The organism is Streptomyces hamibioticus, assembly GCF_047946815.1.
Taxonomy (GTDB): Bacteria; Actinomycetota; Actinomycetes; order Streptomycetales; family Streptomycetaceae; genus Streptomyces.
The window spans coordinates 4,524,836-4,537,453 of the sequence record NZ_JBKKQY010000001.1 but is presented as its reverse complement, the minus strand read 5'-3'; the positions used below and the strand labels follow the sequence as shown (position 1 = coordinate 4,537,453).

The 12,618-nt window shown below is 71.9% G+C and carries 10 protein-coding genes; 2 read left to right on the top strand and 8 right to left on the bottom strand.

Going from position 1 to position 12,618, the window contains the following annotated elements; translation table 11 throughout:
• Positions 1 to 17: 17 nt before the first annotated feature.
• Positions 18 to 1,289, bottom strand: a complete 1,272-nt coding sequence (locus ACLGIH_RS20730; RefSeq protein ID WP_416526756.1) for an ATP-binding protein — start codon at positions 1,287 to 1,289, stop codon at positions 18 to 20.
• A 97-nt stretch (positions 1,290 to 1,386) separates the two neighbouring features.
• Positions 1,387 to 2,064, bottom strand: a complete 678-nt coding sequence (locus ACLGIH_RS20725; RefSeq protein ID WP_416526755.1) for a response regulator transcription factor — start codon at positions 2,062 to 2,064, stop codon at positions 1,387 to 1,389.
• 500 nt (positions 2,065 to 2,564) lie between these two features.
• Between ACLGIH_RS20725 and ACLGIH_RS20720 the strand changes: the two genes are divergently transcribed.
• Positions 2,565 to 4,061, top strand: coding sequence for an oligopeptide:H+ symporter (locus tag ACLGIH_RS20720; protein WP_416526754.1), 1,497 nt, complete (start codon positions 2,565 to 2,567; stop codon positions 4,059 to 4,061).
• Positions 4,062 to 4,447: 386 nt separating this feature from the next.
• On the opposite strand, the gene ACLGIH_RS20715 is transcribed toward ACLGIH_RS20720, so the two are convergent.
• Complete coding sequence (locus ACLGIH_RS20715) at positions 4,448 to 5,032, bottom strand: ATP-binding protein (RefSeq protein ID WP_416526753.1); 585 nt, start codon at positions 5,030 to 5,032, stop codon at positions 4,448 to 4,450.
• Positions 5,033 to 5,269: 237 nt separating this feature from the next.
• A complete protein-coding gene (locus ACLGIH_RS20710) occupies positions 5,270 to 5,647 on the bottom strand; it encodes an STAS domain-containing protein (RefSeq protein WP_416526752.1) in 378 nt (125 codons plus the stop codon).
• A 250-nt stretch (positions 5,648 to 5,897) separates the two neighbouring features.
• On the opposite strand from ACLGIH_RS20710, the gene ACLGIH_RS20705 reads away from it, so the two are divergent.
• Positions 5,898 to 6,812: an RNA polymerase sigma factor SigF gene (locus ACLGIH_RS20705; RefSeq protein ID WP_416526751.1), complete on the top strand. Its 915-nt coding sequence runs from the start codon at positions 5,898 to 5,900 to the stop codon at positions 6,810 to 6,812.
• 215 nt (positions 6,813 to 7,027) lie between these two features.
• Here the strand turns inward: ACLGIH_RS20705 and hutI are convergent, their stop codons facing one another.
• Genes hutI through hutU form a run of 4 tightly spaced genes read right to left on the bottom strand, consistent with a single transcriptional unit; the run spans position 7,028 to position 12,505 of the window.
• Positions 7,028 to 8,203 (bottom strand): imidazolonepropionase, encoded by a 1,176-nt coding sequence (gene hutI / locus ACLGIH_RS20700; protein WP_416526750.1) that lies wholly within the window; start codon positions 8,201 to 8,203, stop codon positions 7,028 to 7,030.
• Between the two features lie 35 nt (positions 8,204 to 8,238).
• Positions 8,239 to 9,606 carry a formimidoylglutamate deiminase gene (locus ACLGIH_RS20695; RefSeq protein WP_416526749.1) on the bottom strand — a complete coding sequence of 456 codons (1,368 nt, stop codon included), beginning with the start codon at positions 9,604 to 9,606 and terminating at the stop codon, positions 8,239 to 8,241.
• Positions 9,603 to 10,826 (bottom strand): allantoate amidohydrolase, encoded by a 1,224-nt coding sequence (locus ACLGIH_RS20690; RefSeq protein WP_416526748.1) that lies wholly within the window; start codon positions 10,824 to 10,826, stop codon positions 9,603 to 9,605. The genes ACLGIH_RS20695 and ACLGIH_RS20690 overlap by 4 nt, the downstream gene beginning before the upstream one ends.
• On the bottom strand, positions 10,823 to 12,505 hold the full coding sequence (hutU, locus tag ACLGIH_RS20685; RefSeq protein WP_416526747.1) for a urocanate hydratase: 1,683 nt from the start codon (positions 12,503 to 12,505) through the stop codon (positions 10,823 to 10,825). Before hutU ends, ACLGIH_RS20690 begins: the two co-directional genes overlap by 4 nt.
• Positions 12,506 to 12,618: the final 113 nt, after the last annotated feature.

The window sequence follows — 12,618 nt, the reverse complement described above, 5'->3', positions numbered from 1 at the left end:
CGCGGCCCGGCGAGCGGCTATCTGACCGTCTGGCCCGAGTCCGACGACCTCTTCGAGGGCGGCGTGCGCGACAGGAACAGGCCGAACACCGGGGGCTTGGACTGGAGCAGTTCCAGGCGTCCGCCGTCGGCCTCCGCCAGGTCGCGGGCGACGGCCAGGCCGATGCCCGTGGAGTTCCGTCCGCTGATCGTGCGCTCGAAGATCCTCGCCCCGAGGTCGGCCGGGACGCCCTGTCCCTCGTCCGTGACCTCGACCACCGCCTGGTTGCCGGTCACCCGGGTGCGCAGGGCGACGGTGCCGCCGCCGTGCATCAGGGAGTTCTCGATCAGCGCCGCCAGCACCTGCGCCACCGCTCCGGGCGTGCCCACGGCCTCCAGATGCCGCTTGCCGGAGCTGACGATCGCCCGCCCGGCGCTGCGGTAGGCCGGGCGCCACTCGGCGATCTGCTGCTGGATGACGTCGTCCAGCTCGAAGGTGACGGCGGAGCCGCTGCGCGGGTCGCGGGAGTTCGTCAGCAGCCGGTCCACCACGTCCGTCAGGCGTTCCACCTGCGCCAACGCGATCATCGCCTCCTCCTTCACCGTCTCCGGTTCATCGGTGACGGTGATCTCCTCCAGCCGCATCGACAGCGCGGTCAGCGGTGTGCGCAGCTGGTGGGAGGCGTCGGCGGCCAGGCGGCGCTCGGCGGTCAGCATGCGGGCGATGCGCTCGGCGGAGGAGTCCAGCACGTCGGCGACCCGGTCCAGCTCGGGGACGCCGTACCGCTTGTGCCGCGGGCGCGGATCGCCGGAGCCGAGGCGTTCGGCGGTCTCGGCGAGGTCGGTGAGCGGGGAGGCGAGGCGGTTGGCCTGGCGTACGGCCAGCAGGACGGCGGCGATCACCGCGAGCAGCGCCACCAGCCCGATGATCAGCAGGGTCCGGCCGACCTCGCGGGTCACGGAGGAGCGCGGCTCCTCGACGACGACCGTCTCGCCCTCCTCGCCGGTGGCCTCACCGCGGATGACGTCGCCGGTGGGCTCGGTGCCGACCTCGATGACCGGCTTGCCGGGGATGCGGATCTCGGCGTAGCGGTCGCCCTCGAGCTGCTGGCGCAGGACGTTGACGTCGACGGTGCCGGCGCCGAGCAGGCGGCTGTCCACGATGCTGGCCAGCCGGGCCGCCTCCAGGTCGACGCGCTCCTGCGCGGTGCTGCTGATCGCGCGGGTCTCGACGATGACGAGGGAGACGCCGAAGACGGCGATCACCACGAGCACCACGGCGAGCGTGGACTGGATCAGTCGGCGGCGCATGTCCTCTTACCTGTGGAGACCCGGACTACCTGTGGAGAGCCGGACTGCCTGTGGAGACCCCGGAGACGGAATTGCCTGTGCGGACCCCGGAGCGGGCTCAGTTCTTCTCGAAGCGGAAGCCCACGCCGCGCACGGTGGCGATGTAGCGCGGGTTGGCCGCGTCGTCCCCCAGCTTCTTGCGCAGCCAGGAGATGTGCATGTCGAGGGTCTTGGTCGACGACCACCAGGTGGTGTCCCAGACCTCGCGCATCAGCTGGTCGCGGGTGACGACCCGGCCGGCGTCCCGGACGAGCACCCGCAGCAGGTCGAACTCCTTGGCGGTGAGCTGAAGCTCCTCGTCACCCATCCAGGCGCGGTGCGACTCGACGTCGATGCGCACGCCGTGGGTGGCGGGCGGCTGCTGCGGCTCGGCGGCGCCGCGGCGCAGCAGGGCGCGGACCCGGGCGAGCAGCTCGGCGAGCCGGAACGGCTTGGTGACGTAGTCGTCGGCGCCGGCGTCGAGACCGACCACGGTGTCCACCTCGTCGGCGCGCGCGGTCAGGATGAGGATCGGCACGGTGTGGCCGTCGGAGCGCAGCCGGCGGGCGACCTCCAGGCCGTCCATGCCGGGCAGACCGAGGTCCAGCACGACGAGGTCGACGCCGCCCTGCAGCCCGGTGTCCAGCGCGGTGGGTCCGTCCTCACGCACCTCCACCTCGTACCCCTCCCGGCGCAGTGCGCGGGCCAGTGGCTCCGAGATGGACGCGTCGTCCTCGGCGAGCAGTACACGGGTCATGAGCCGATGGTAGTCCGCTTGGCGGAACGTCCGGGCCGTGATCGCCACCGTCGGTTCCCGCCCCAACTTGCCTGCACAGGGCATTGATCGGCATCCTGGAGGTATGGGAGTCCATCTTGCTGGACACCTTCGAATAGGGGCGCGCGGTTCCAGTTTTTCCTGTGATCCGCCACACAAGCCCTTCCATACCGGTCGGTGTCCTGCCGTATGGTGAACCAACGCCTGTAGCACCACGGGGACCTTTGGCGCTGTTCGACGCTGAAGGTCTCTTTTGTGTGCGGGCTGGCCGACGGCCAGCCTTGAGTGGAATGACCTGTGGCCGGGCCTCACCGCGCACGAACGCGCCATGAGGCGTGGATCCCGGAGGTCACCGTCCTCCGCTCCGTGATCCGGAGCGGGCTCCCCGTGGGCGTGGGGTGGACGGGCGGGCCGCCGGTGCCGGCCGCCCCCACCGGGCGCGCATCGCCTTACGTGCGCGTCCCGACCAGCAAGGATCGACCATGGCGTCCAGCCTGACGAAGGACTCGGTCTCCCCGGGCACCCCCGGTTCCGAGAAGACCTTCTTCGGCCACCCCCGGGGTCTGGCCACCCTCTTCATGACCGAGATGTGGGAGCGTTTCTCCTACTACGGCATGAGGGCACTGCTTCCGCTGTACCTCGTGGCTCCGGGCGGTCTCGGCCTGAGCGCCGGCACCGCGACCGCGATCTACTCGGTGTACCTGTCGCTGGTGTATCTGCTCACGATGCCGGGCGGCTGGTTCGGCGACCGTGTCTGGGGCCCCCGCAAGACCGTCGCCGTCGCCGGCGGCGTGATCATGCTCGGCCACCTCACGCTGGCCTTGCCCTTCACCGGCACGTTCTACGGCGGTCTCGGACTGGTCGCGATCGGCTCGGGTCTGCTGAAGGCCAACATCTCCACGATGGTCGGCCAGCTCTACAACGGCCCGGACGACCCGCGCCGCGACGGTGGCTTCACCGTCTTCTACATGGGCATCAACCTCGGTGCCTTCGGCGCGCCGCTGATCATCGGCACCGTCGGCGAGAGCGTCAACTGGCACCTGGGCTTCGCGCTGGCCGCGCTCGGCATGGCGCTGGGTGTCGCCCAGTTCCTGATCGGCAGCCGCCACCTGGCGCCGCACTCCAGCGTCGTCCCGAAGCCGCTGTCGGCGGCGGAGAAGACCTCGACGCTGCGCAAGGCCGCGTTCTGGGCCGCCCTCGCGGTCGTCTTCTACGCGATCGTCGGCTTCTCCGGCAACTACACGCTGAACTGGATCCTGGTTCCGCTGACCCTGCTCGGCGTGATCATCCCGGTGATGGTGCTGACGCGCATCAAGCGCGACAAGGAGCTGGACCGCACCGAGCAGTCGAAGATGTCCGCGTACATCTGGTTCTTCGTGGCCGCGGCCGTCTTCTGGATGATCTACGACCAGGGTGGCTCGACCCTGTCGATCTTCGCCAAGTCCTCGGCGGACAACAACGTCCTCGGCTGGGAGTTCCCGGTCTCCTGGTACCAGTCGGTCAACCCGGTCCTGATCATGGCCCTGGCCCCGGTCTTCGCCACGCTGTGGCTGGCGCTGAACCGGCGGGGCAAGGAGCCGAGCACGATCGTGAAGTTCTCGTTCGGCCTGGTCCTGGTCGGCTCGTCCTTCTTCCTCTTCCTGGCGCCGCTCACCATCGCGGACGGCGGGCACAAGGCCGCGGCGCTGTGGCTGGTGGCGATCTACTTCGTCCAGACCTGTGGTGAGCTGCTGCTCTCCCCGGTCGGCCTGTCGGTCACGACGAAGATGGCGCCGGTGAAGTACGCCTCGCAGATGATGGGTGTCTGGTTCCTGGCCGTCACCGCCGGTGACGCCACGACCGGTCTGCTCTCCATCGCCGGTGTCGACCTGAACAAGACGGGCGTCGTGGCCGCGGAGGCCACCCTCGCCGTGGTCGCCGGTGTGGCGATCTGGATGTACCGCAAGCGGGTCAAGGAGCTCATGGGCGACGTGCGCTGAGACGTACCCGCCTGCTCTGCGGAGGGCTGCCGCGTCCCTGGGGACGCGGTGGCCCTCCGGGCGTTTCCGGGGGCGGACCGGCCGCGTGAGGCCCGCCGGGGGGACGGACGGGCGGTGGGCGGTTCGGGGGGATGTCGGGGCGGGCCGGGGTGAGGGCCGGGGGGCCGGACGGGGATGGGGGGGCCAGGGATGGGGGGATGGAGAGATGGGGGATGCGGGGGGCCGGACCGCTTCAGGGCCCCTCTGGCCGGGCCGCGGGGGCGGTCGGCCCTGGTCGGCAGGGCCGCCCTGGTCGGCATGGCCACCCTGGTCGGCGGGGCGCACTGTGGCCGATGGAGCCCGGGCATGACCGGAGCGGAGGCCCACGCCCCGTCTCCGCGGCGGGACTACGCCGGTGCGCCCAGCTCCGCCCACACCGTCTTGCCCGCGACGCCCGGGCTGCGTACGACCCCCCAGTCCAGGCAGAGCCGCTGCACGATGAACATGCCGTGGCCGCCGGGCCGTCCGGCGCGGTGCGGGGTGCGGGGGGCCGGCTGGCCCGTGCCGCGGTCGGAGACCTCCAGCCGGATCACCTTCTTGTCGCAGGTGATCCACAGCTCGTCCGGTCCCTCGGCGTGCAGGCAGGCGTTGGTGACCAGCTCGGAGACGACGAGCAGCACGTCCTCGGCGGCGGCCCGCTGGTCGGCCGTCGCGGCGGGCAGCCAGCCCCACGCGTACAGCGCCTGCCGGGTGAAGTCGCGGGCCAGCGGTACGACGCCGCTCGCGCCGTCGAAGCTCAACCGGCGGGCCTGCCGGCCGGGCGGCGCCGCGGACGGTGCGGCCACGTGCCCGTCCGGCGTCCCGGTCACGGACGCTGGTCCCACTGGTCCCAGGGGCTCACCGGTCCCGGACGCGCCCCCCTCGGACGCCGCGGAAGCGCCGCTGGGCTCCGGACCGCGGTCGCCCGGCGAGTAGGGCCGGGTGGTGCTCATCAGCGCTTCACCTCACCGATTCACCAGTTCACGTTTCAAGGTCGTACACAGTCGATCACGCAGTACAAGCGGTGTGCCCACCCCCGGCGCCCCCGTCCGACAGCCGACATGTTCAGGATGTCTCCTGCCCGACCGGACCGGCTGAACACCCCTGTATTCGGCAGTACACCCCGTACGGGGCGGAAAACGCCGGTCACAGGGGACGCACGAGCCACGTCTCCGGCCGCTCAAGGCGGCTCAGCCGGACTCGTTCGCCAGCGCGGCCTCAAGCGTGTCATGCACGGTGAAGACGGCGTCCGCTCCCGTGATCTCGAACACGCGCGCCACGACCGGCTTCATTCCCGCCAGATGCACTCCGCCTCCCGCGGCCTCCGCCTTCAGCCGCGCACCGAGCAGGACGTTGAGCCCCGTGGAGTCGCAGAACTCCAGACGGGAGCAATCGACGACAAGCCGGTTGAATCCCTTGGCGAGACATTCCTCGAGTGGCTCACGCAACAGATCGGCGGTGTGGTGATCGAGCTCACCCGCCGGAGTCACGACGGCACTGAGGCCCTCTTCCCGCACCTCAACCAGAAGCCGGCCCGACTGTGCGCTGCCGACCGTCCCGCGGTCCATGCCGTCTCTCTCTCCCGGGGTCGTGACTGCTGCTGACGCCCTCGAACACTACGCCTTCCCGCCCCTCTTCGACACCCGAACATCCACACAGAACCGGACATACCTGCACATAACGCACTTGCGGTGGGCTCGGTGAAGCCGGTAGGCCTAGAGGAACACGTAACCGACACGGCCGGCTTTGGAGGCGCCGCACACCGCAGTGCACGTATCTGGCTTCGGCAGCCGTATGCCGAGAACGATGGAGGACATCATGTCACCCCGGCTCGACGGATCGCGTACCCAAGAAGCGACGTCGACACTCCCTCCGGAACATCTGGATCCCATCGGGCACCACGACGCGGTCGTCGAACCCGACGACGCGCTCACCGGACTTCCGGACATCCCCGCGTACGACGAGGTGGCACCGGCCGACGCCCGGGCGCTGTCCAAGACCCTCTTCGAGCGGCTGGAGTCCCTGGAGGAAGGCACCCACGAGTACGCGTACGTACGCAACACGCTCGTCGAACTCAACCTCGCGCTGGTCAAGTTCGCCGCCTCCCGCTTCCGCTCGCGCAGCGAGCCGATGGAGGACATCATCCAGGTCGGCACGATCGGCCTGATCAAGGCGATCGACCGCTTCGAGCTCTCCCGGGGTGTGGAATTCCCCACCTTCGCGATGCCGACGATCATCGGCGAGATCAAGCGCTTCTTCCGCGACACCTCGTGGTCCGTTCGCGTGCCGCGCCGCCTCCAGGAACTCCGGCTCGACCTGGCCAAGGCCGGCGACGAGCTGGCCCAGCAGCTCGACCGCGCGCCGACGGTGGCCGAGCTGGCCGAGCGCCTCGGCATCTCCAACGACGAGGTCGTCGAGGGCATGGCGGCCTCGAACGCCTACACGGCCGCTTCGCTCGACGCCCAGCCGGAGGAGGACGACGCCGAGGGCGCGCTGGCGGACCGGATCGGCTACGAGGACCACGGACTCGAAGGCATCGAGTACGTCGAGTCGCTCAAGCCGCTGATCGCCGAGCTGCCGCCGCGGGACCGGAAGATCCTCTCCCTCCGCTTCGTCGCGGGCATGACCCAGTCGGAGATCGGCGAGGAACTCGGCATCTCCCAGATGCACGTGTCGCGTCTGCTGTCGCGGACGCTGGTGCGGTTGCGCAAGGGGCTGACCGTCGAGGAGTGACCGTGGCGGCGGGGTGACGGTCGCCTCCACGGTTGTCCTTCGATTCGCGGGTTCTCCGGTGCCCCGGCGCTTCGGTCCCGGGTGTCCCGGTTCCCGGGTGCTTCGGTTCTCCGGTTGCCCTAGGGGGGCGGTCCGATCTCGGACCGCCCCCCTAGGGCTTGCCGGACGGCCGCCGGGATCGACGCCCGCATGCCGCCGGTGCTCGCCTCGCTCGCTCAGACCACGCGGACGCCGCGCCGCCACACGCCGGCCACCAGCGGCACGCCGGGCCGGTAGGCCAGGTGGACGTGGCTCGGGGCGTCGAGGAGGGCCAGGTCGGCGTACGCGCCCGGGGTGATGCGGCCGACGTCGTCGCGGCGCAGGGCCGCCGCGCCGCCCGCCGTGGCCGACCAGACCGCCTCGTCCGGCGTCATCCCCATGTCCCGTACGGCGAGCGCGATGCAGAACGGGACGGACGAGGTGAAGGACGAGCCGGGGTTGCAGTCGGTGGACAGCGCGACCGTGGCGCCGGCGTCGAGCAGGCGCCGGGCGTCGGGCCACTCAGCGCGGGTGGAGAACTCGGCGCCGGGCAGGAGGGTGGCGACCGTCCGGCTGCCCGCCAGGGCGTCGACGTCGGCGTCGGTGAGGTGGGTGCAGTGGTCGGCGCTGGCGGCGTCGAGTTCCACGGCGAGCTGGACACCGGGGCCGTAGGAGAGCTGGTTGGCGTGGATGCGCGGGTGCAGGCCCCTGGCCTTTCCCGCGGTGAGGATCGCGCGGGCCTGGTCGCCGTCGAAGGCGCCCTTCTCGCAGAAGACGTCGATCCAGCGGGCGTACGGGGCGCAGGCGTCGAGCATCTCGCCGGTGACCAGGTCGACGTAGGCGGCGGGGTCCTCGGCGTGCTCGGGGGCGACGATGTGCGCGCCGAGGAAGGTGACCTCGTCGGTGTGGCGGGCGGCGATGCGCAGGGCGCGGGACTCGTCGGCGACCGTCAGGCCGTAGCCGGACTTGGTCTCGAAGGTGGTGGTGCCCTGGCGGAGGGCCTCTTGGAGGTAACGGGTGACGTTCGCCTCCAGTTCCGCGTCGCTCGCGGCCCGGGTGGCGGCGACGGTGGTGCGGATGCCGCCCGCGCTGTAGGGGCGGCCGGACATCCGGGCGTTGAACTCCTCGGTGCGGTCGCCCGCGAAGACCAGGTGGGAGTGGGAGTCGACGAAGCCGGGGAGCACCGCCCGGCCTTCGGCGTCGAGGCGATTGTCAGTGGCGGGTGCTTTGCTGGATTCACCGGTCCACGCGATGCGGTCGCCGTCGATGACGACGGCCGCGTCCCGGACCAGGCCGAGGGGGAACCCCCGCCCGAGGGAGGGGTCGTTGGTGACCAGCGCGGCGATGTTGGTGATGACGGTGCTGCTGCTCATGGCGTCGTCCTCGTGGGGGCTGGGTCGGGCGGTGGTCACGCACGCAGGGCTTCGACGGCACGGGCCAACGCCCGCGGCACATCGGGTACGAGCGTGTGGGCCCCGTCGCGTACGACGTGCCGGCCCGCGACGATCGTGTGCCGTACGTCCGCCGCCGTCGCGGCGAATACGGCGGTCTCGGCGCCCAGGCGGGGCGGCGGGCCCGCTGTTCTAACCGAGTCGAGCGCGAGGGTGGTGAGGTCGGCGCGGGCGCCTGCCTCGATGGTGCCGGTGTCGTCCCAGCCGAGGGCGGCGTGACCGTCGGCGGTGGCGGCGCGCAGCAGGGCGGCGGCCGTCCAGTGGCCGCGGGTGCGGGTGCGCAGCCGTTCGTTCAGCTCCATCGCGCGGGCCTCTTCGAGCAGGTCGATGACGGCGTGGCTGTCGGTGCCGAGACTGAGCGGTGAGCCCGCGGCCTGGAGCGCGGCGGCGGGTCCGATGCCGTCGGCGAGGTCCCGTTCGGTGGTCGGGCACATGCAGGTGCCGGTGCCGCTGCCGCCGAGCAGGGCGATGTCCTCGTCGGTGAGGTGCGTGTTGTGCACGCCGGTGGTGCGCGGCCCGAGGACGCCGTGGTCGGCGAGCAGGCGGGTGGGAGTGCACCCGTGGGCCTCGCGGCAGGCGTCGTTCTCGGCGGTCTGCTCGGACAGGTGGACGTGCAGCGGGGCCCGCCGGTCGTGAGCCCAGTGCGCCACGGTCGCCAGTTCGTCGGCGGGCACGGCCCGCACCGAATGGACGGCCGCCCCGATCCGTGCGTGATCCCGTTCCTTGAGAACCGCACAGCGTTCCGCCCAGGCCTCGGCCGTTCCGTCGGAGAAGCGGAGCTGGTGGCCGTTGGGCTGCTGCCCGAAACCGGAGGAGAGGTAGCAGGTGTCCAGGAGGGTGATGCGGATGCCCGCCTCGGCGGCGGCCTCGATCAGTGCCTCGCCCATGGCGTTGGGGTCGGCGTAGGGGACGCCGCCGGGCGCGTGGTGGACGTAGTGGAACTCGCCGACGGCGGTGACGCCGGCGAGGGCCATCTCGGCGTACACGGCGCGGGCCAGCTGGTGGTAGGTCTCCGGGGTGAGCCGGTCGGCGACGGAGTACATGACCTCGCGCCAGGTCCAGAAGGTGCCGGAGCCGACCTGGACGGTGCCGCGCAGGGCGCGGTGGAAGGCGTGGCTGTGGGCGTTGGCCAATCCCGGCACGGTCAGGCCGCGCAGGGCCTCGGCGCCGGGCGGCGGGGCGGGGGTGTCCCGGCGGACGGCGGTGATGCGGCCGTCGGCCCCCGCGGCGGAGCCGCTGACGGACACCGTCACGGTGACGCCCGGCTCCACGTGGGTGCCGAGCCAGGCGTGCTCCAGCCAGTAGGTCCGCTGCGAGACGGTCACGTGCAGGCCAGTCCTTCCAGTACGTCGGCGAGGGCGGCGACCCCGGCCACGCAGTCGTCCTCGGCGGCGAACTCGGCCGGGGAGTGCGAGACACCGGTGGGATTGCGCACGAACAGCATGGCGGTCGGGATGCGTCCGGAGAGGATCCCGGCGTCGTGTCCCGCACCGGTGCCGAGGACGGGGACCCTCAGGCCGGGGTCGGTGTCCTTGCCGAGGATGCGGGCCACCTCGTCGCGCAGGGCGTGGTCGAACTCGACGACGGGGGTGAAGGACTCGCGTTCGACGTCGAGGGCGACGCCGTGGGTGCCGGCGTGGGCGCGGGCGGCCTTCTCCACACCGTTCACCACGGCGTCCAGGGCCTCCTGCCCGGCGGCGCGGGCGTCGAGCCAGCCGCGCACCAGGGAGGGGATGGCGTTGACGCCGTTCGGCTCGACGGCGATCTTGCCGAAGGTGGCGACGGCACCGGCAAGTCCGGCCTCGCGGCGGGCGGCGAGCACCGTCTCGGCGTAGCCGAGCATGGGGTCGCGGCGGTCGGCGAGGCGGGTGGTGCCGGCGTGGTTGGCCTCGCCGCGGAAGTCGAACCGCCAGCGGCCGTGCGGCCAGATGGCGCTGGCGATGCCGATCGGGTCCCCGGACAGGTCCAGGGCGCGGCCCTGTTCGACGTGGAGTTCGACGAAGGCGCCGATGCGGTTCAGCCGCTCCGGGTCCGGGCCGATGGCCTCGGGGTCGTGTCCGGCGGCCGCCATGGCCTGCGGGAGGGTGATCCCGTCGCCGTCGGTCAGGCGGTGCGCCTGCTCGGCGGTGAGCACCCCCGCGGTGAGCCGGGAGCCGACGCAGGCGAGGCCGAACCGGGCGCCCTCCTCGTCGCCGAAGTTGACGATGCCGACGGGCCTGGTGAACCGCGCTCCCCTCCCGCGCAGCTCGTCCAGGGCGGCGAAGGCGGACACCACGCCGAGGGGGCCGTCGAAGGCGCCGCCGTCGGGCACGGAGTCCAGGTGTGACCCGGTGACGACGGCGTTCCCCGCCGCCGGGTCGCCGAGCCAGGCCCACTGGTTGCCGTTGCGGTCGGTCTCGTGGACGAGCCCGCGGGAGCGGGCCTGCTGCTCGAACCAGGCCCGGCAGTCGGCGTCGGCCTCGGTCCAGGCGAAGCGCCGGTAGCCGCCGGAGGCGGAGCTGCGGCCGATCGGCAGCAGCTCCGCCCACATGCTGTGGAAGCTCACGCCCGGTCACCCTCGCGAACGTCGTCACCCTCGCGCATCGGGACCCGCACCCCGCGCCGCTCGGCGACCGACTCGGCGATGTCGTACCCGGCGTCCACGTGCCGGATCACGCCCATGCCGGGGTCGTTGGTGAGCACCCGGCGGATCTTCTCCCCGGCGAGCGCGGTGCCGTCGGCGACCGTCACCTGACCGGCGTGGACGGACCGGCCCATGCCGACGCCGCCGCCGTGGTGGATGGAGACCCAGGAGGCGCCGGAGGCCACGTTGACCATGGCGTTGAGCAGCGGCCAGTCGGCGATGGCGTCGGAGCCGTCGAGCATGGCCTCGGTCTCGCGGTAGGGGGAGGCGACGGAGCCGCAGTCGAGGTGGTCGCGGCCGATGACGACCGGCGCGGACAGCTCGCCGCTCGCGACCATGTCGTTGAACCGCTCGCCGGCCTTGTCCCGTTCGCCGTAGCCGAGCCAGCAGATGCGCGCGGGCAGGCCCTGGAAGTGGACCCTCTCACCGGCCATCCGGATCCAGCGGGCCAGGGACTCGTTCTCCGGGAAGAGGTCGAGGATCGCCTTGTCGGTCCTGGCGATGTCGGCCGGGTCGCCGGACAGGGCCGCCCACCGGAAGGGGCCCTTGCCCTCGCAGAACAGGGGGCGGATGTAGGCGGGGACGAAGCCGGGGAAGGCGAACGCCCGCTCGTAGCCGGCGAGCTTGGCCTCGCCGCGGATGGAGTTGCCGTAGTCGAAGACCTCGGCACCGGCGTCGAGGAAGCCGACCATGGCCTCGACGTGCCGGGCCATGGACTCGCGGGCGCGGGCGGTGAAGCCGGCCGGATCCTTGGCGGCCGCGTCGGCCATGTCCTCGAAGGCGACGCCGTCCGGCAGGTAGGCCAGGGGGTCGTGGGCCGAGGTCTGGTCGGTGACGATGTCGATGGGCGCGCCCATGGCGAGCAGCTGCGGCACCAGCTCGGCGGCGTTGCCGAGCACGCCGATCGACAGCGGCTTGCGCTGGTCCCGGGCCTCGACGGCCAGCTGGAGGGCGTGGTCGAGGGAGTCGGCCCTGACGTCGAGGTACCGGTGCTCGATGCGGCGGTCGATGGCGCGCGGGTCGCAGTCGATGCAGAGGGCGACGCCGTCGTTCATGGTCACGGCGAGCGGCTGGGCGCCGCCCATGCCGCCGAGGCCCGCGGTGAGGGTGATGGTCCCGGCGAGGGAGCCGCCGAACTTCTTGGCGGCGACGGCGGCGAAGGTCTCATAGGTGCCCTGGAGGATGCCCTGGGTGCCGATGTAGATCCAGGAGCCGGCCGTCATCTGCCCGTACATGGTCAGGCCGAGCGCCTCCAGCCGGCGGAACTCCTCCCAGGTGGCCCAGTCGCCGACGAGGTTGGAGTTGGCGATGAGGACGCGCGGGGCCCATTCGTGGGTCTGCATGACGCCGACGGGGCGGCCGGACTGGACGAGCATCGTCTCGTCCTGCCGGAGGGTCTTCAGGGTGCGGACCATGGCGTCGAAGGAGCGCCAGTCGCGGGCGGCCTTGCCGGTGCCGCCGTAGACGACGAGCTTGTCGGGGTGCTCGGCGACCTCCGGGTCGAGGTTGTTCTGCAGCATCCGCAGGGCGGCCTCCTGCTGCCATCCCAGGGCGCTCGGCGTGGTGCCGCGCGGCGCTCGGACAGGGCGAGGTCCGGACATGGTGTGCCTCCTGGTGGCTGGGCTTGCTCCCGACGGATTGTTGCTGCGGATATTCACATCCTGGCCCCCTGAATAGAGCTAGTCAATACGGGGTGAGGTCGGCGTCGGCGCGT